Origin of the sequence: Ectobacillus soli, assembly GCF_042610425.1 — a bacterium.
Lineage (GTDB): Bacteria > Bacillota > Bacilli > Bacillales > Bacillaceae_G > Ectobacillus.
This window is the reverse complement of sequence record NZ_JBGJZM010000001.1, coordinates 1,811,592-1,831,022: the sequence shown is the minus strand read 5'-3', so window position 1 is coordinate 1,831,022 and position 19,431 is coordinate 1,811,592. Positions and strand designations below refer to the sequence as shown.

Below are 19,431 nucleotides of genomic sequence, written 5' to 3'. Positions count from 1 at the left end.
GGAACTCTAGTTTATCAATAAAGGAGGAAGTAGTTATGGAATCAAGGGTTGGCAATAAACGTTGGGTTACAGTTTTCATCTTAGTATTATGTTATACATTCATGTATCTTGGTAGATCTAGTATTTCAATCGCAGGTTCAACAATTATGAAATATTATGGTTGGAATGCTACGCAATTTGGACTAGTTTCGACGGCGTTTTTCATAGGTTATGCAATTTCAATGTTACCGGCTGGTTACTTAGCTGATAAATTCGGTGCAGGTAAAGTTATTGTTATCGGTACATTGTTCTGGTCATTATTTACATTACTAAGTCCTTTTGCTGGATCAATTGGTCTTTTCGTTGCCATCCGTGCGCTGGTTGGTGTTGGCCAAGGTGTTACACTACCGTCCGCATCTTCACTGATATCGAGATGGGTGCCAAGCCAGGAAGCTGGAAAAGCACAAGGATTTACCCTTATAGGCGTTCCACTTGGGGTTGCAATCACTATGCCGCTTGGCGTCTACCTTATCCAAAATTTTAACTGGCAAACAATTTTCTACTTATTTTCTATTCTTGGTCCAGTATGGTGTTTAATTTGGTGGAAATTTGGTAAAGACAAGCCAGAACTTCATCCTACAATCAGCAAAGAAGAAGTAGCTTATATTAAAGCTGGTCAAGGTAAGAAGGAAATTGCCGGTGAAGCGCTTACCACGAAAGAAGTTTATGGAAGTATGTCAGTATGGGGAGCAACACTATCCTATTTCTGTTACAATTACGTCTTTTACTTGCTCCTTACATGGTTACCAACTTATTTTGCTAAGGGACGTCACTTATCCTTATCTCAAGCTGGATACGCTACGATGTTTCCGTATCTGGTTGCCGTATTCACTTATCCAATAGGTGGTATGTTAGCTGACTGGGGAGCTAAAAAGTTCGGTCAAAACATTGGTCGGAAATTGTTCCCAATCATTGGTTTAATCTTTGGTGGAATTGCGTTAATGTTTGCCACTCAAACAAGCAGTTTATTTACAGCTATCTTATTGTTATCAGTGTCAATGGGTGGTTTAACCCTTACTCAAGGAGGATTTTTCTCCATTCCAATCATTCTTGCTCCTAAGAATGCAGGTATGATTGTTGGTTTGTATGGCTTTATTGGAACGTTTGCTGGAATAACAGCCCCAATCCTTACTGGTTTTGTTATCGATATGTCTGGTAAATATGAAACTGCTATGTATTTAGGTTCTGCTATGGCTGTTTTAGGAGCAATCATTTTGATTCTAATTACAAAGGTTAAACCTATTGTTTCTAAAAATGCCCAATCAAATCTATAAATAAATGAGTAGTCGATGGTATCCAAAAGCCACTGCATAAGGTATTTTCAAATAATTAAATTGAAGTGAAGGAGGAAATACACTTGAAACCATTAGAAGGAATAAAGGTTGTTGAATTAACAGGATTCTATGCTGCCCCAACAGTACCAAGAGTTCTAGCGGAATGGGGAGCAGAAGTTATTAAGATAGAACCACCAAAAGGAGATCCTTCTAGAACTCAAGGCGGAGTATTTAACATGCCTTATAGTAATGAAGAAAATCCGGCATTTGATATAGCCAATTTTAATAAAAAATTTGTTTGTCTTAATTTGAAAGATGAAGATGGAAAAGAAGCAGCCTATAAACTGATTGAATCAGCTGATGTTCTTGTAACAAGTTATAGAACAAAGGCACTTGAAAAATTAGGTTTTTCTTATGAAGAACTTAGCAAGAGATTTCCTAAACTGGTTTTTGCTCAAATTCTTGGCTACGGGGAGAATGGACCTGAAAAAGATACTCCTGGATACGATGCTACTTCCTATGTTTGTCGTGGCGGAGCCTTAACGGCAATGACAGAGCGGGGAGAATCTCCTCTATTAGAACCAAATGCATATGGCGATTTTCAAGTAACGATGTGTCTCGTATCAGGAATATGTGCCGCACTAGTAGGAAGAGAAAAAACGGGTGTAGGTGATAAAGTGACGGCGAGTCTTCACCACGCAGCAGTATTTATGCTGAATATTGCAGTTGTTTCTTCGCAATTCCCGGGTAATGTATATCCTAAGAGTAGAAAAGAAGTGTCTAATCCTTTTAACGACACTTATATGTCAAAAGATGGTAGATGGTTCTTGTTTTGTGCTCCTGAATACAACAGGGATTTTCCAAAAGTTATGAAACTCCTTGGTAGAGAAGATTTAATAGATAATGACAATTACAATACGATTGAAGCAGTAAATAATCGTGGAAAAAATCGTGAAATTATTGAAATACTTGAAAATGAATTAGTTAAATTTACTCTTGACGATATCATGAAGCTATTTAAAGAAAATGATATACCTATTGAAAAAGGATATAGCATGGACGAAGTTGTGCATGATGAACAGGTGTGGGCTAACGATGTTCTTAGAAAAATAACATATCCTTCAGGAAAAGAAGTAGCAATTCCGACTGCTCCTGTAAGATTTAATACTGTAGGTGATCCAGATTTAGTAGTATCAAAACCACTTGGATATCATTCAGTAGAGGTATTAACACAACTTGGCTACTCGCAAGAATCTATTGAAAAAATGATAGCTAATAAGGCCTTAATTCAAGCCTAAATTTCTACCAATAATTTTGTGAAAAATATGCGGGTCGATTTGTACTTTGAAAACAAATCAAGCATCTCATCATAGTAGAAAATCGACCTAAATAAATGAAGAGTTAAAACATGCAAATAATTCACTAACTAAAAACGTGTATCAAGGAAGTATTAAAAGAGAGGAGGAATTACTATGTCTGAGGAAAAAGTTCAGGTTATCGTAATTGGAGCCGGCGTCGCAGGATTAGCAGCTGCATATCGTCTAGCCAAGGCTGGGGTAGAAGTAATAGTAGTGGAGAGAGGAAATGAGCCAGGAACAAAAAATATGACTGGTGGACGTCTCTATACACATGCTCTTGATAAGTTGATGCCTGGTGAATGGGCAGATGCTCCAGTTGAACGCGAAGTAACGCGAGAAATCATCATGATGATGACTGAAGAAGACAGTATGGCAATTGATTCTACATTTCCTTCCATGAACCAGAAATCATACTCTGTATTAAGAGGAAAATTTGATGCTTGGTTATCAGCAAAGGCAGAAGAAGAAGGCGCCATGATGTTGTCTGGTAGTACGGTAGATGGGTTAATTATCCGTGATGGGAAAGTTTGTGGTATTAAGACCGGAGAAGAGGAACTTGAGGCAGATCTGGTCATTAGTGCAGAAGGTGTAAATGCCCTTGTTGCCGAACGTGCTGGGCTCATTAAAGCAGTAGACGTGAAAGACATTGCTGTAGGTGTCAAACATGTAATTAAACTTTCAGAGGAAAAAATTAATGAACGTTTTAATACAGAAAGTGGCAAAGGAGTAGCCCTGCTTTGTGTAGGAGATGTGAACAAGGGAATAAGCGGAGGAGCATTTCTTTATACAAACGTTGATAGTGTCTCCCTAGGGCTTGTAGTCGACTCCGTGGGCTGGAAAAAATCAAAATTGCCATTAGCAGATGTAGCTGAACAGTTGAAACAGCATCCATCGATAGCACGTTATATCGAAGGCGGCGAATTAATTGAATACTCCGCGCACCTCATTCCTGAGGGAGGATTTAAATCTCTTCCAGAACTTTGCGCAGATGGATTTATGATTACAGGAGACGCGGCAGGATTGGTTGTTAACAGAGGATTTACTGTTCGTGGTATGGACTACGCCATTCTTTCTGGTATAGCAGCTGCTGAAACAGCAATTGAGGCCGTGAATGCTGAAAATTATTCTAAGAGCTTTTTAAAGATGTATGAAAGTAAATTAGAAGAAGTGGTATTAAAAGATCTTAGAACATTCAAAAATTCTCACGATTATATTAGTCATTCACAGCATATGTTTACTACTTATCCAGAGCTTGCAACCAAACTTTTAAAAAGTCTCTATACAGTTGATAGTAATCCGACAAAATCTGTGATGGGTGTCGTAAAGCAAACTGTTGCGGGTAAGATACCATATTTCAATGTACTAAAAGATGTGATTAAAGGGAGTAGATCTCTATGAAAATGTTATCTATGGATGATCGTTTAGCAACCAACCGTTTTGATAGTGATGATCATAACGCACACATTTTGGTTAATAAGGCAGCTTGCTCAACATGCGATCATCGTGCATGTACAACTTGTTGTCCGGCTGAACGTTATACATGGGATGCTGTTAACAATGTTTTAAATTTTGACCATGTAGGATGTTTAGAATGTGGAAATTGTCGCTATGTTTGTGAGCGAATCAATAAAGGTGTAGACGGGTATTCTTGGAATTATCCGGTGCAAGGAGTCGGAATTATTTACCGAGAAGGGTAATGGAAGACATACTCTAGGTTCATTCTATAAAAAAATACTTACATTTGATAAATAATGGAGGAATTGAAATGGGACATATATTAACAGAAGAACAAACTGAATTAAGAGATTTAGTAAGAGATTTTGCACTTAAAGAACTAAAACCGCATGTGAAAAAGTTTGACGAATCTGGAGAATTTCCAATTGAAATATTGAAAAAGGCATTTGACATGGGTTTGCATGTGTTAGAAATTCCTGAAGAATTCGGTGGCTCTGGTTTAGATTTTAAAACAACGGCGATTGTTTTTGAAGAATTAGCTAAAGTTGATGCAGGGTTCGCAATTTCCTTAGTTACAACATTTGTTGCACTGCGTTCTGTTATATTTGCAGGAAATAAAGAACAGAAAAAAATGTTCTCCGATATTATCGTTCCTGGAGCATTTGGAGCATTTTCTTTATCTGAACCTAATGCTGGGACTGATGCAGCATCTCTTAGAGCGACAGCAGTTAAAGACGGAGACGAGTATGTTCTTAATGGCACGAAGTGTTTTGTTACAAATGGAGGTTATGCTAGCGTATATGTAGTATTCTGTGTGACAGATAAGAGCAAGGGAGCTAAGGGAATTTCTGCATTTATCGTAGAACGAGATCGCCTGGGTCTTTCAGTTGGTAGTCATGAAAACAAAATGGGACTTCGATTATCAAATACGACAGATCTTATTCTTGAAGATGTTCGAGTACCTGCTAGTCATCTTCTTGGACAAGAAGGAGATGGTTTCAAAATTGCCATGGCTACATTAAACGTATCTAGAGCGTTCGTTGGTACGCTAGCAGTTGGTATTTGTCAGGCAGCAATTGATGAATCTATTAAGTTTGCTAAGGAAAGAAAACAATTTGGTAAACCAATTGGTAATTTCCAAGCGATACAAATGATATTGGCTGATATGGAAATTCAGACAGAAGCAGCCCGTAATCTAGTTCAATGGTCAATGGGATTAATGGATAGTGGTGACCCAGTTGTAAGAGAGGGAGCCATTACGAAAACATTCTGCGGAGATACAGTTGTAAAGGTAACGACAGATGCAGTTCAAATTTTCGGTGGATATGGTGTTAGTAAAGAATATCCTGTTGAAAAACTAATGAGAGATTCAAAAGTATTCCAAATTTTCGAAGGAACGAATCAAATTCAACGGGTAACGATTGCTAGACAAATGTTGAAAGATTAATTGTATAAAGTGAATCTCATATTCTAACTGAATGGAGGAATAAATTTATGGAACTGCTAGTTTGTGTGAAACAAGTGCCGGATGCAGAAGAAATAAAAGTAGATGTGGAAGCGGGTAAAATCAAAGATGGTGCTCCAAATATTGTAAATCCATATGATAAAAATGCTCTTGAAGCTGCTGTTCAATTGAAAGAAGCACATGGCGGAAGTATTACTGTTATTTCAATGGGGTCTGATAAAGCAAAAGCAGCGTTAAAAGAATGTATCTCAGTTGGTGCTGATAAAGCTGTATTAATCAGTGACGGAGCCTTTGAGGGATCGGATTCTTATTCAACAAGCTCTATACTAGCTGCAGCGATTAAAAAACTAGGACATTTTGACTTAGTTATTTGCGGGAACCAAGCTACAGATACTGATGCTGGACAAGTAGGTCCGCAAATTGCAGAACAGCTTGGTCTCTCACCACTTACCTTCGTTGGAAAGATGGAAGTAACGGGTGATGCATTAGTTGTAAACCGTGAAACAGATGATGGGTATGTAGTGGTGGAAGCAAAGCTTCCTGCGGTTTGTACCGTGGTAGATTCGATTAATGACCCTAGATTAGCAACCATTAAAACAAAAATGGCAGCGAATAAAGCGAAAATAGAAGTACTAACTGCTGCTGATTTAGAAATTGACACGACAAAGGTAGGTATGGGATCACCTACAAAAGTAATCAAAACCTTTGCACCACCAAAAAGAGAAGCTGGCATCAAAATTCAAGAGGCATCTGGAAGCGATTCAGCTCATAAATTATTTGAAAATCTAACTGCAGCTAAGCTCATATAGGATGGAGGGGTAAAAATGAATATGCAAGATTATAAGAATATATGGGTATTTTTAGAAACAGCCAATGGCGAAGTAAAAAATGTGGCTTTGGAGCTAATCAACCGAGGGAAAGCGCTTACAGCAACAACAAATGAAAATGTAGTAGCAATTGTCGTTGGACAAGATGTAGATGCAGCAGTTCAAGCAGCAACTGCTTACGGTGCGGATGAAGTGATAGTAGTCCAAGGTGAAGAATATAAAGAATACAATACTGACAGTTATACAAATGCGATTGTGAAATTAGTAGAAAAGTATCAGCCTTCTGTATTCATGCTAGGAGCTACCAATAATGGACGTGAACTAGCATCGAGAGTAGCCGGAAGATTACAAGTAGGTTCAGCAGCAGACTGTACGGCAGTAGAAATTAGTGAAGATGGTTCTATTGCTTGGACAAGACCAATTTATGGGGGTAACCTCATGTCGGTTGTATCTTTCACTGGAACAATGCCACAAATCGGTACGGTTCGTGCAGGTTCATATGAAAAAGGAACAGCTGATGATACAAGAACAGCCAATGTTGTAAAAGAAGAAATACAAACGCCCGAAGATCAAATCAGAACGAAAGTTATTGAGATTATTAAATCAGCAGGTGAAGGTATTAAATTAGAAGATGCTGATGTAGTTGTTGCAGGTGGAAGAGGACTAGGAAAAGCTGAAAACGTAGCACTAATTAAAGAATTAGCAGATGTTCTAGGTGGAACAGTTGGGGGAACAAGAGCTTGCGTAGATGCTGAATGGATGCCTCCTCAGCTACAAATTGGACAATCAGGTAAAAGAATTGCACCAAAGCTATATATTGCATGTGGAATCTCAGGAGCAACACAGCATTTAGCTGGCATAACTTCATCAGAAGTAATTGTAGCAATTAATAAAGATCCGGATGCCCCAATTTTTGAAGTAGCTGATTACGGAGTAGTTGGAGATTTGTTTGAGGTTATACCAGTATTTATAGAAGAAATCAAGAAATTAAAATAATAGTTAATACTTATACAATTACCTTTTATCTCTGATTTCATTTCTTTTGGTAGTGTCATTTTGTGGAAAGGAAAAGATCAAATTTTGAATGATTTGATCTTCTTTCCCTTTTTTAACGACAGCAACCGGTGGAATGGGAAATTTGTCTTTACGAAATAGCTATTACCAGAATCGATCTTCGAGGAGGCTCAAAGAATGGACATGGGGATTAAAATAAATGAATACCAAAAGAATGAATATCGTAAAAAGGGATACTGGGGTGATGCCACCTTGGCAGACTATTGGCAACACTCAGTGTTACGTGCTCCAGAAAAAACGGCTGTAATTGATTGGCAGGGTACCAGTTACACGTATGCTGAACTTGATGAAGCTGCTGGAAGGCTAGCATCCTATTTAATAGACGTTGGGGTTGAACCAGGTGATATTGTATCCTTACAAATTCCTGGGTGGTCTGAGTTTACACTGATATACATTGCTTGTTTAAAGGTCGGAGCTATCGTAAATCCTATATTGCCAAGTTTACGTGAAGCAGAATTAACTTATATTCTTACTAAATGTGAATCGAAAGTATTGTTTATTCCTTCTATATATAGAAAAATAAATTACCCTTCTATGATTGGAAATTTGGTTTCAAATGTCCGCTCTTTGAAGGAAGTTGTTGTTGTTGAAAAAGAAGTGCCTGTTAAAGAGGGAACAACGCTATGCAATGTGCTTAGCAAATATACCCCATTAGAAAAATGTCGAACTTGTAGTGCTGATGATGTGGCTGTAGTTCTGTTTACATCTGGTACAGAGGGATTTCCAAAGGGTGTTATGTTAACCCATAATAACATTATTGCAAGTGAAAAAGCATTTGCAGGAAGATTAAACCTTACGTATCTTGATACGATCTTTATGCCTTCTCCACTGGCTCACGCCTCTGGTTTTCATCATGGAGTAACAATTTCGTTTTTAATTGGGGCCAAATGTGTTTTACAAGACAAATATAATCCGGAAAATAGTCTAGAGCTCATTGAGCGTGAAAGATGTACATGTGCAAATGCAAGCACGCCTCTAGTTTACGATATTCTATATACGTTAGAAAAAAAGAAATGTGATACTTCTTCCCTGCGCTTTATTTTATGCGGAGGATCACCAATACCAAGACATATGCTAAAACAATCGTTGGCATCAGGGTTTAAATTGATTGGGGTATACGGTTCTACCGAGAGTGTACCGCATTCAACGGTTCGTCTAGAAGACTCATGTGAGAGAATTATTAATACAGATGGAACTGCTGTACCGGGTGTGGAAATAAGAGTAGTTGATGAATTTAGAAACACGGTTCAAGCGGGAGTCCAAGGAGAGGAAGCGTCTCGTGGACCAAGTGTTTTTGTAGGGTATCTTAAAGAACCAGAATTAACTGCGCTCGCCTTAGATGATGATGGCTGGTATTATAGCGGAGACCTATGTACGATGGACGAAGATGGATATATCCGTATAAACGGACGAAAAAAAGATATAATCATTCGTGGTGGGGAAAATATAAGTAGTACCGAAATAGAAGATATCTTACTCAATCATCCTAATGTTCGTGACGTTGCTGTAGTAGGGATGCCTGATCCAAGATTGGGTGAGAAAGCATGTGCGTATGTAGTAGTAAAATTCCCTGAAAAAGGGATAACACTAGATGATGTGAAAACGCTTTTCGGACAAACGAATGTAGCCAAATATAAAATTCCCGAACGAATTGAAGTTATAAAATGTATCCCGAGAAATGAAAACTGTAAAATTAAGAAATATATATTGCGAGAAGACATTAAGACAAAGCTAAAAGAAGAAAATCAGGATAATTCCTTTGTCATCTAATAAACATATTTTGTTCGTAAATATCAGACGATTTTTATGTATTCTATACAATGGAGTAGAAAAAACACCTTGCAAATTGAAATAAGTAGGTGTTATGTACAGCTACTTATTTCAATTCAAATGCCTATGTATGAGGGTGATACAAGTGAAAGAAATTTTTTAAATCACTAACTATGCTCAATTATGAGCAAATGAAATTGTAGGACTGATTCCTATTTCATGCTCCTTCAGACAAGTGTATGTTCATTCATAGTAAATGAATAGTAGCCGTTTCTTACTATACTATAAGAAAAGGGAGAATCATCATGAATTTAAAAGTCGGTACTAAACGTTTTGGAATCATTTTCTTGCTGGCATTATGCTATCTAGTTTTGTATATGGACAGATCAAATATGTCTATGGCTGGTTCATCAATGATGAAATATTACAAATGGAGTGCTACGGAATTTGGACTGGTTTCAACTGCTTTTTTTATTGGTTATGCCATTATGCAAATGCCAGGGGGGCGGTTAGCTGATAAATTTGGAGGCGGCAAAGTTGTTATGGTCGGTGCATTAACATGGTCTCTCTTTGTCTATCTTACTCCTTATGGTTCATCGCTCGCTTTAATGTTACTTATTCGTGCATTGATGGGGCTAGGCGAGGGTATGTCATTACCTGCAATTCATTCCATTATAGCAAGATGGTTCCCAAAAAAGGAATCTGGAAAAGCGACTGGATTTGTTCAGGCTGGACTTCCGGTCGGAGTTGCAATCACGATGCCTATTTCAACTTGGATTATCCAAACCTGGAACTGGCAAATGGTATTTCATACATTTGCTTTTCTTGGACCAATTTGGTGTTTGCTTTGGTGGAAATTTGGAAAGGACAAACCAAGCCAACATCCTAAAATAAGCCAACAAGAATTGGAATATATAGAATCAGATTACATCGTACATCAAAACGTTAGTCAAGGTGGAATCTTGACTAAAAAAGAAATTCTATCCAATAAATCTGTGTGGTTCTGCGCATTATCCTATTTCTGTGCAAACTACCTCTTTTTCTTATTTATAACATGGCTTCCAACGTACTTTGTCAATGGTCGTGGGTTGAATTTGCAGCATAGTGCACTCTATTCAATGATGCCATATCTGGTTGCAATCTTTACGTATCCATTCGGCGGTTATTTAGCTGACGCTGCTTCGAAAAAGTTCGGACAAAATGTAGGGAGAAAGTTGTTTCCAATTGTCGGATTATCTGTGGCAGGAGTCTTTTTAATACTTGGATCTCAGGCAACGAGTGCAGGTGCAGCTGTAGCTTTGATATCAGCATCCAATGGTTTTTTAACTCTTACGATGGGCGGATTTTTTACTATGCCAATGGTCTTTTCCCAAGTAAATGCCGGCATGATAACAGGGGTATTTACTACACTCGGAACGATTGCTGGAATACTTGCACCGTTATTAACTGGCTTTATCATTGATCTTTCTGGAAAATATGACTATGCCTTATATGTAGGTGCTGTTGTAGCGATAGTAGGCGCGCTATTATTGTTGACAATTTGCAAGGTTGAACCGATTGTGAGCTCATCAGGCAAAAAACAAAACGCTACCGGGGTTTCATGAAACTAACGTTCGAATTGATCTTCTAGAATTTGTTTGGAAAAAATGAATAAAATGAAAGCGCTAGATATATGTTCTGGCGCTTATTTTTATTAGTTAATCAAGTGAATTTATTCACAAAATTTATAGATTATCCATATTCCCTAAGAAATAAGAATTAGTGAAATAGATAGATCTATTATAACTTAAAAGAACAATTAGTTTTTTAAATCCTTAAAAACGCAAGGAGGAATATATTTTGGATATCTTAGTTTGTGTGAAACAAGTACCCGATACAGCAGAAATCAAAATTGATCCGGTAACGAATACACTAATAAGAAGTGGTGTACCAAGTATTGTAAACCCATTCGATAAGCATGCGCTTGAAGCAGCAGTACAGCTTAAAGAAGCGCATGGCGGAACTGTAACGGTCCTAAGCATGGGGCCACAACAAGCAAAAGCTGCTTTAAAGGAATGCATTTCAGTTGGAGCAGACAAAGCTGTATTAGTTACAGACAAGCTATTTGGCGGCTCAGATACGTTTGCTACAAGCTACATCTTGGCCAATGCTATTAAAAAATTGGGGGATTTTGATCTGATTTTATGTGGTAAACAGGCAATTGACGGGGATACGGGACAAGTAGGACCAGCCATTGCAGAACACCTTGGAATTGCTCAACTCACTTATGCAGCAAAGATTGATGTTGAAGGGGAAAAAATTACAATTAAGCGAGAAACGGAAGAAGGCTACGAAATAATTGAATCTAAGCTTCCTGTTGTTTGTACAGTTGTAAAATCAATCAATGAGCCAAGATTCGCAACAATCAAGAGCAAAATGGCGGCCAATAAAGTTGAAATTGAAGAAATAACTTTTGCAGATATGCCTGATATTGATAGAACGAAAATAGGTCTTAAAGGCTCACCTACTAAAGTAAAGAGATCTTATACACCGCCAAAAAGAAGTTCTGGCATTAAGATTCAGGAAGATACTGCATGTATATCCGTACAAAAACTAATCGGAAATTTACTTGAAGCTAAGCTTGTATAAGAGGGAGGCACTAATAATGGACTTTGCAGAATATAAGAATATTTGGGTGTTTATCGAAACTTCAGAGGGAGAAGCAAAAAATGTAGGTTTGGAGCTCTTAAATCAAGGGAAAAAACTTGCACAGATAAATAATGAAAAGGTTATTGCTGTAGTTATTGGCAAAGATATAGATTCTGTCGTAAAATCAGCAACAGCATATGGTGCTGATGAAATTATTGTTGTTGAAGGGGAAGAGTATAAAGATTTTTCTACTGACGGATTCGCAAATGTAATGTCTAGGTTAGTAGAAAAGTATAAGCCAGCAGCGATATTAATTGGCGCTACATATAATGGAAGAGATTTAGGGTCAAGGGTATCTACTAGACTAGAGACAGGGTTAACGGCAGATTGTACACAATTAGACGTCAATGAAGATGGAACAATTGCGTGGACTAGACCAGCATATGGAGGAAATTTGATGGGTACCATCATTTGTTCAGCTAGACCACAAATTGGAACGGTAAGACCTGGAGTATTTAAAAAAGCAGAGAAAGACGATTCTAGAACGGCGACTATTATAAATGAAGATATTCGAACACCTGCAAACGAAATTAGAACAAAAATTGTAGAAATTATTAATGCTACAGCAGAAGCAGGAGTTAACCTTGAAGAAGCAGAGGTGATTGTTGCAGGGGGTAGAGGCGTAGGAAAAGCTGAAAACTTTGAACTAATCAAAAATTTGGCCGATCAATTTGGCGGTGCAGTGGCAGCATCAAGGGCATGCGTTGATGCTGGTTGGATATCCCCGCTACAACAAGTTGGGCAAACAGGAAAAACGGTGGGACCAAAAATTTATATTGCTTGTGGCATCTCCGGAGCGATTCAGCACGTAGCAGGAATGTCTTCATCAGAAGTGATTATCGCAATTAATAAAGATCCGGATGCTCCTATTTTTGATATTGCTGATTATGGAATAGTTGGAGACATGTTTGAGGTGATTCCTGAATTTATTAAAGAAATGAAAAGCTTAAAAGCAGTTTAATAATTTCTCGTACTCTTTATATTATTCTCACGTATACGTTTCGTAAATGAAGTATGTTCAGCATAACACAATAATCGTAGTTAATTTAATGTCAAGTAGATGGAAACTACAGAGGTTGGATTGATGTAGCCTTAGCCCTAAATTTCTAGTGGGCTAAGGCCATTTGGAGTTTCCTCTTGAATTTCATCCTAGTGATTACGCTTATATATTTCACGAGCCATGGATTCTAAAATATAAACGACAGGTACCTGGGTTGTAATATTCGCCTGTTCAATAAATTCCTCGGTTACATAATAAGGAATGTTTAAATCAGACATTTTGGCAATGGTTGAGAGTTTATTGTTTGTAATACTAATAATTTTACTTCCTTCTTGTTTCAGTATATTAAGATGAGTGACTGTAAAATTATTTTCTCCTGAGACAGATAAAGCAATGGTTACGCTATTATAACGGAGTTTGGAGTGAATCGGAAAGTGAGGGTCTTTAATATACATCGAAAATGTACCTAAGCTTGAGAAATATCTTGCACCATATTCTGCAAGAATACCTGAGCTTCCGATTCCAATAAAAATAACATTATCTGCTTTCGTAACTAGACTTGCAGCATCCTTAATTTTTTCTTCTAGATCCCCTTTTAACGTGCGGTCAAAAAACTCTGCTAATGAATGTTGAGAACTTTTTACTATCGTTTTTTTATTCTCTTGCAACTGCATTTTAAGCTTTACTTTGAATTCGGAAAAGCCTTCACAATTTATTTTTCTACAAAAACGTAAAATCGTCGCTGTTGAAACATGGGTTTCATCTGCTAGTTCACGTATCCGCATATATGCGACTTTATCACTGTTTTGACAAATGTAGTTGTATAATGAAGTTTCTAGCTCATTAAAAGATGCAATAATGTCGTTTGAAAACATATAGGTAGAATTCTCCTTCTATATATAAAAAATAAAGTATTTCAACTCATCTTTCTCCATTCTAACACATTGATTCAGTATGAAACATAGCGTTACATTTATGTAACAAGTGACTGCCTTCGTTATAAAAAACTAGATATGCTTTCCTTATTTACTAGCTTGCCAAATATAGCTATGATTCCTTTGTAGTCTTTTACGTTTCTTTATGAAGAAGAAAACAGTTATACATTTACACTATAAGTAAATAGTAAATCATATACAGATTGGGAGGGAATCAAATGAAAGAATATCAATTTCCTGAAGGCTTTTTATGGGGCGGAGCAACTGCTGCGAATCAAATGGAAGGTGGATTTCATGAAGGAAATAAAGGGTTAAATATTGCCGACGTTCTTCCGGGCGGAAAACAGCGGTATAAAGTATTAATGAATCCAGGATTTGATTTTGAAATCCATCAAGACCAATACTACTATCCAAACCATCAAGCGATTGACTTCTATCATCGGTATAAAGAAGATATTGCGTTGTTTGCGGAAATGGGTTTCAAGGCATTTCGTATGTCGATTGCCTGGACGCGTATTTTCCCAAAGGGCGATGAGTTAGAAGCAAATGAGGAAGGATTAGCATTTTATGATCGTGTGTTTGATGAACTGCACAAGTGGGGGATAGAGCCAGTTGTCACCCTATCCCACTATGAAATGCCTCTGCACCTTGTGAAGGAATATGGTGGCTGGAGAAACCGCCTGGTGGTGACGTTTTTTGAGAGATATGCAAAAGCTATTTTTAATCGTTATAAAAATAAAGTGAAGTTTTGGATGACTTTCAATGAAATAAATAGTGGCTTGGTGATGCCGATTCAAGGTCTTGGTTTTTCCATTCAGAAAGAAGAGGATAAATACCTGCCTACTTTCCAAGCATACCATCATCAATTTGTTGCCAGCAGCCTTGCAGTTAAAGCATGCCACGAGATTATTCCTAACTCCAAAATTGGCTGTATGATTCTCTTTGCACCTGTCTATGCCATTGATTGCAATCCGGAAAACGTCATGTATGCTCTTCAGGAAGAACAGCTTTTCAATTACTTTTGTGCCGATGTGCAAGTACGAGGAGAGTATCCCGCTTTCATGAAGAGATACTTTAAAGAACATCATATCGAAATAGAGATGCAAGATGGAGACTTAGCATTAATAAAAGAAGGAACGGTTGATTATATCGGCTTTAGTTATTACATGTCTCGCACCGAGAAGAAAGTGAAGACAGAGCTAGAAGCTGCGCAAGGAAATATTATTGGTGGCATAAAAAATCCATTCTTAAAAGCAAGTGACTGGGGATGGGAAATTGATCCGGACGGATTACGTATTAGCTTAAACAAATTATATGACCGCTACCAAGTACCGCTATTTGTTGTAGAAAATGGGCTAGGAGCCTATGACAAAGTAGAAGAGGACGGCTCTATCAATGATGATTACCGAATTGACTATCTCCGTGAGCATATGAAAGCAATGGGGGACGCAATCGAAGATGGTGTTGAATTAATAGGATATACAAGCTGGGGCTGTATTGATTTAGTTAGTGCTTCTTCAGGAGAATTCTCGAAACGGTATGGTTATATTTATGTTGACAAACATGACGATGGCAGCGGAACATTAGAACGCAAAAAGAAGAAGTCCTTTTTCTGGTATAAAGACGTAATCGCGGCAAATGGGAAAAACCTATAAAGTCGATCAAAGCGTATTCGAAATAGGGAAAACTCGTAGGAAGGGCTACTAAGGTAGCTCTTTTTATCAATAGAAGAAATATAAGACCTATATTCATTAATTAATATATTCACAATTATTTTTTTAATCAACATTTGTTTTAAAAAAATGAATTATGATATACTATCAATAAAAAAGGTCGGATATTTTTGTATTCAAAATTACTAAAAACATTTAATAGTATAAATCGTTTCTTGAGATTGGAAAATAGTGAAGGCTTTTCTCGTTCGAATAAGAAAATGTTATTAAATAGAATTAAAGTTTTTTCAATTTCTATCATAATCTTTAGTGTCTATTTTTTTTATATGGATTTTATACAATTAAATGACCTAAAAAACAATTCATTCCGATTTTTTTCTATTATCATTCACTTTTCGGGTATCCTCGTATCTTTTTTGTATTTAGTTATTTATCGTTCTATACATAAAAAAGACTGGTTTATTAATTCACGCTGGTCTTCCTTCCTTATTTATGCATACATTGCTTTTTGCTTGTTTATAGGTGCACTTGCTTCTCTTAATACACAACGATTAACTGGAAATTTTGACCCTAATATCATTATACTTATTAGTGTTGCCGTCATATTTCCTATAAGACCACTAATTTTTTTCTTTATCCTTTTAACGACTCATACTTCTTTTATAATCGGCCTTTTCCTTATAAACAGTGATAAGTATACACTGCTTACAAAGGAAGTGAATACAATTGCCACAACTGCAATTGCATTTTTAGTCTCCTTTTCTTTTTATTCTTTTAAAAGACAAGATTTTATTAACAAATTAAAAATAAAAGATAAGGAAAATAATTTTCGAAAGTTATTTGAAGTTACCCCTTTTCCTCAAATTCTTTCTCGATTAGAGGATGGAGAAATCATCCTTTTAAACAAAAAGGCAATGGACTTTTATGATCTATCGAAAGGGGAAATTCAAGAAAAGGATACATCTATCGTGTTTCAAAGCAACCGGGAACGAATGATAATCATAGAAAAACTAAAAACGATGGGGAGTGTGAAAAACTATATTTGTTCACAGCAAATGCCCTCCACACGATGGGTTATGATAAATTTTGAATTAATTGACTATGAAGATGAGCCATGTATCCTAAGTGGTATTATGGATATAACAGATTTGAAAAAGATTGAAGATGAACTTACTTTACACGCTTCAACAGATTCACTCACTGGGATTATGAATAGACGTCATGGAATTGAATTTTTAAAAAATGAACTTATAAAAGCAAAGATACATAATGTTGAATTTATTTTATGTTTTATTGACTTAAACAATCTGAAAAAAATTAATGATACATTTGGGCATGCTGAGGGGGACTATTTTATTGTTTCTGTTTGTCAATTAATTAGTGAAATAATTGATAAAGATGATATTTTTTTCCGTTTTGGTGGAGATGAATTCATCATTCTATTTTTTCATAAACAAATGCATGATGTTCAAAAAATCTGGGATTCAATCCTCTTGGCATTCGACAGTTTTCATTCACCAAATCATCAGTACGTCATCTCGGCAAGTCATGGTTTATATCATTATAAATCAGGCATGGATGTTACCTTAGAAGAAATGATTCATTTTGCTGATAAGGAAATGTATAAGGAAAAGACTAAGTTAAAAATATAAAATCTGCATGGAAGAGCAACGGTAAAGAAGCATGTCGTATGGATTAGATCTATAGGTAAGACGCTTAACTATATTGACAATCTGTAAATAGTATTTATTATTAAAGACAAAAGAGGGTAAAGTAAGATTACTTTAAACATTTTAATTGTTAGAATATTAATTGAATAAACAAATGTCGGTAATTTTATAAAATTGATATAGTTTGATTTTAAATATCAGAAAGGCTTCATATACTTTTACTAGTATGTAAGAACAAATACTCCATGAATAAAATTTACTTCAACACATTTGTTATTATGATCGCTATTATCGCTGTCATCAATTTTGCATTTTATTGGACATCAAAGGATAATCTCATAAAAAAAGAAGTAGAAATCAATGAGAGTGTATCCAAAAACATCAAGTCAACTGTTGAAATGAACCAAAAAAGCGTTGAACTGTTCGAGAGTTCATTAGCACAACAACTGTATACAGACTCACTTTTTATTAATAATCAACTTCCATCAGATGCTAAACAAGTGTCCCAATCGCAATTGCAGGAGTTGGTCAAAAAACTACAGATCGATGAAATCTCCATTCTAGTTCCAGATAATCAATGGTTTGATTTAGTTCAATCTACCTCTTCTACTGAAGTGGGAACTAATAGCAAGATGTGGGGAGACAAATGGAATCAGACATTTTTTCAGTTAGTTAAAAATAAAAATGTAACCGTAGAACCAAATTTTGGGGAAGTTTATCCTCACTTTTGGGCAGGACCTTTTGATTCTTCTGCTAATATTCCAGACAAGCTAATTAAATATGGCTATTACTATGATGGAACAAAAAATTATATTATTGAACCAGCATATAATGGAAAAAAGCTGGTTGACTATCAAAAAGAAGCAGGGGTAGACGCTGCCATCAATAGCCTTATGAACAACAATCCTTCTATCAAAGAAATCAGTGTGTTAAATTATAATCGACTTACAGGAGATTTCAAGCTCGCTAACGGTGAGTTGTGGACAAATCGAATTGCTTTCCATAACCGCGAAGTCATTAGTGGAACCAACAACTATGCATCAGATAAAAATTTTGCCAGTAAGGCTATTAATCAAAACAAAACCATATACAGAATGGTCACTTTAAACGGAAAACAAATCTTGCAATTTTATATTCCAATCGAAATTAAAATAGATGGGAACACCAATCAATATAAAACAATCATTATTTCTTCTGTTGATTATTCTCAAATTTCCAATGAATTACGTAAGGGAATGATTCAACTGACATTAGTGGTTATTTTTTGCTTTATCATTTGTTTTGTGTTGATTTACATTTTATTTCGGCATATCAGGAAACAAGGGAAACTTTTATCGGATATTCAAAACCTGTACGCCGGAAGAGTAAACAGTCTGTATAAAACGATTCGGGAATATCGCCATGATGTCGCCAATCATATTTTTACTATACAAGGGTTACTTTCATTAAAGCATTATTCCGACGCAGAAGGATATATAAAGCAATTGAGCCATATTCATAAAGAAACATCAGCAATCGTAAATATTCATATTCCTGCTTTTATTGGACTCTTGCAAGTGAAAATTGCAGAGAGTATGGAAAAAAATATCAAATTTGATCATCACTTTGAAGGGTTTGAATATTTAGAATTAGATATAGAAAAAACAACGGATTTAGTTAAAGTTATGGGGAATATTCTTAATAACTCCTTTTATGAAGTGGAGAAAAATGAGGAAGGAAATCGTTTTGTAGCCATTACTGGAAAAGCCATGGAGAAGAAATTACAAATTTGCATCCGAAATAATGGCGACATGATTCCACCACATTTATTAAAAAAAATATTTGAATATGAATTTACAACAAAGAAAGAAGGTTCTGGAATAGGATTGGCAAGTGCGAACAAAACCATTGAACAATACAAGGGGAAAATCACTGTAAATAGTAATCAGGAACGTACAATATTTACTATCGACCTTCCCTTATCCAAACGGGAATTTGTCCCTGATCCTCTTCAAAAAGGAAAATCTATCGGTAAACAAGAAGGCTAATGATGGCGATGCAGGATAAGCAATTGTATTATTTAATGCGTTAATGTGATGAAGAATTAACTGTAACAGTATTTCACCGTTGAAATTTACCATCTTTTAAATAACCTATAACTATCATATAATAGTAAAAAATATTTTTAATTTATAAACAATAGTGATACACTATAATAGGGAAA

15 protein-coding genes are annotated in these 19,431 nt (G+C 36.2%); 14 read left to right on the top strand and 1 reads right to left on the bottom strand.

The genetic code is table 11. The annotated features are described in order from the left end of the window. Positions 1-35: 35 nt before the first annotated feature. The 11 genes from ACAN53_RS09395 to ACAN53_RS09345 all read left to right on the top strand — a co-directional run bounded on the left by ACAN53_RS09395 (position 36) and on the right by ACAN53_RS09345 (position 12,911). Complete coding sequence (locus ACAN53_RS09395; protein WP_379969297.1) at positions 36-1,313, top strand: MFS transporter; 1,278 nt, start codon at positions 36-38, stop codon at positions 1,311-1,313. 83 nt (positions 1,314-1,396) lie between these two features. After that, positions 1,397-2,611, top strand: coding sequence for a CaiB/BaiF CoA transferase family protein (locus ACAN53_RS09390; protein ID WP_379969295.1), 1,215 nt, complete (start codon positions 1,397-1,399; stop codon positions 2,609-2,611). A gap of 174 nt (positions 2,612-2,785) precedes the next feature. Then, positions 2,786-4,069, top strand: a complete 1,284-nt coding sequence (locus ACAN53_RS09385) for an FAD-dependent oxidoreductase (protein WP_379969293.1) — start codon at positions 2,786-2,788, stop codon at positions 4,067-4,069. Next, the gene (locus ACAN53_RS09380) at positions 4,066-4,368 is read left to right on the top strand and encodes a ferredoxin family protein (RefSeq protein WP_379969291.1); all 303 of its coding nucleotides are present in this window, start codon (positions 4,066-4,068) and stop codon (positions 4,366-4,368) included. The genes ACAN53_RS09385 and ACAN53_RS09380 overlap by 4 nt, the downstream gene beginning before the upstream one ends. A 68-nt stretch (positions 4,369-4,436) precedes the next feature. After that, positions 4,437-5,573 carry an acyl-CoA dehydrogenase family protein gene (locus tag ACAN53_RS09375; protein WP_379969289.1) on the top strand — a complete coding sequence of 379 codons (1,137 nt, stop codon included), beginning with the start codon at positions 4,437-4,439 and terminating at the stop codon, positions 5,571-5,573. A gap of 47 nt (positions 5,574-5,620) precedes the next feature. Next, the gene (locus tag ACAN53_RS09370) at positions 5,621-6,400 is read left to right on the top strand and encodes an electron transfer flavoprotein subunit beta/FixA family protein (RefSeq protein ID WP_379969287.1); all 780 of its coding nucleotides are present in this window, start codon (positions 5,621-5,623) and stop codon (positions 6,398-6,400) included. A 15-nt stretch (positions 6,401-6,415) separates the two neighbouring features. After that, the gene (locus tag ACAN53_RS09365; RefSeq protein WP_379969285.1) at positions 6,416-7,414 is read left to right on the top strand and encodes an electron transfer flavoprotein subunit alpha/FixB family protein; all 999 of its coding nucleotides are present in this window, start codon (positions 6,416-6,418) and stop codon (positions 7,412-7,414) included. A gap of 195 nt (positions 7,415-7,609) precedes the next feature. Further along, positions 7,610-9,262 carry a medium-chain fatty-acid--CoA ligase gene (fadK, locus tag ACAN53_RS09360; protein ID WP_379969283.1) on the top strand — a complete coding sequence of 551 codons (1,653 nt, stop codon included), beginning with the start codon at positions 7,610-7,612 and terminating at the stop codon, positions 9,260-9,262. Between the two features lie 305 nt (positions 9,263-9,567). Next, positions 9,568-10,866 (top strand): MFS transporter, encoded by a 1,299-nt coding sequence (locus ACAN53_RS09355; protein ID WP_379969281.1) that lies wholly within the window; start codon positions 9,568-9,570, stop codon positions 10,864-10,866. 235 nt (positions 10,867-11,101) lie between these two features. Further along, a complete protein-coding gene (locus ACAN53_RS09350) occupies positions 11,102-11,890 on the top strand; it encodes an electron transfer flavoprotein subunit beta/FixA family protein (protein WP_379969279.1) in 789 nt (262 codons plus the stop codon). A 16-nt stretch (positions 11,891-11,906) separates the two neighbouring features. Continuing rightward, positions 11,907-12,911 carry an electron transfer flavoprotein subunit alpha/FixB family protein gene (locus tag ACAN53_RS09345; RefSeq protein WP_379969277.1) on the top strand — a complete coding sequence of 335 codons (1,005 nt, stop codon included), beginning with the start codon at positions 11,907-11,909 and terminating at the stop codon, positions 12,909-12,911. 188 nt (positions 12,912-13,099) lie between these two features. Here ACAN53_RS09345 and ACAN53_RS09340 read toward each other — a convergent pair whose 3' ends face one another. Further along, the gene (locus tag ACAN53_RS09340) at positions 13,100-13,825 is read right to left on the bottom strand and encodes a MurR/RpiR family transcriptional regulator (protein WP_379969275.1); all 726 of its coding nucleotides are present in this window, start codon (positions 13,823-13,825) and stop codon (positions 13,100-13,102) included. Positions 13,826-14,103: 278 nt separating this feature from the next. On the opposite strand from ACAN53_RS09340, the gene ACAN53_RS09335 reads away from it, so the two are divergent. The 3 genes from ACAN53_RS09335 (at position 14,104) to ACAN53_RS09325 (ending at position 19,255) form a co-directional block, all read left to right on the top strand. Continuing rightward, positions 14,104-15,540: a glycoside hydrolase family 1 protein gene (locus tag ACAN53_RS09335; RefSeq protein ID WP_379969273.1), complete on the top strand. Its 1,437-nt coding sequence runs from the start codon at positions 14,104-14,106 to the stop codon at positions 15,538-15,540. A 188-nt stretch (positions 15,541-15,728) separates the two neighbouring features. Then, positions 15,729-17,210, top strand: coding sequence for a sensor domain-containing diguanylate cyclase (locus ACAN53_RS09330; RefSeq protein WP_379969271.1), 1,482 nt, complete (start codon positions 15,729-15,731; stop codon positions 17,208-17,210). A gap of 263 nt (positions 17,211-17,473) precedes the next feature. Continuing rightward, positions 17,474-19,255, top strand: a complete 1,782-nt coding sequence (locus tag ACAN53_RS09325; RefSeq protein WP_379969269.1) for a sensor histidine kinase — start codon at positions 17,474-17,476, stop codon at positions 19,253-19,255. Positions 19,256-19,431: the final 176 nt, after the last annotated feature.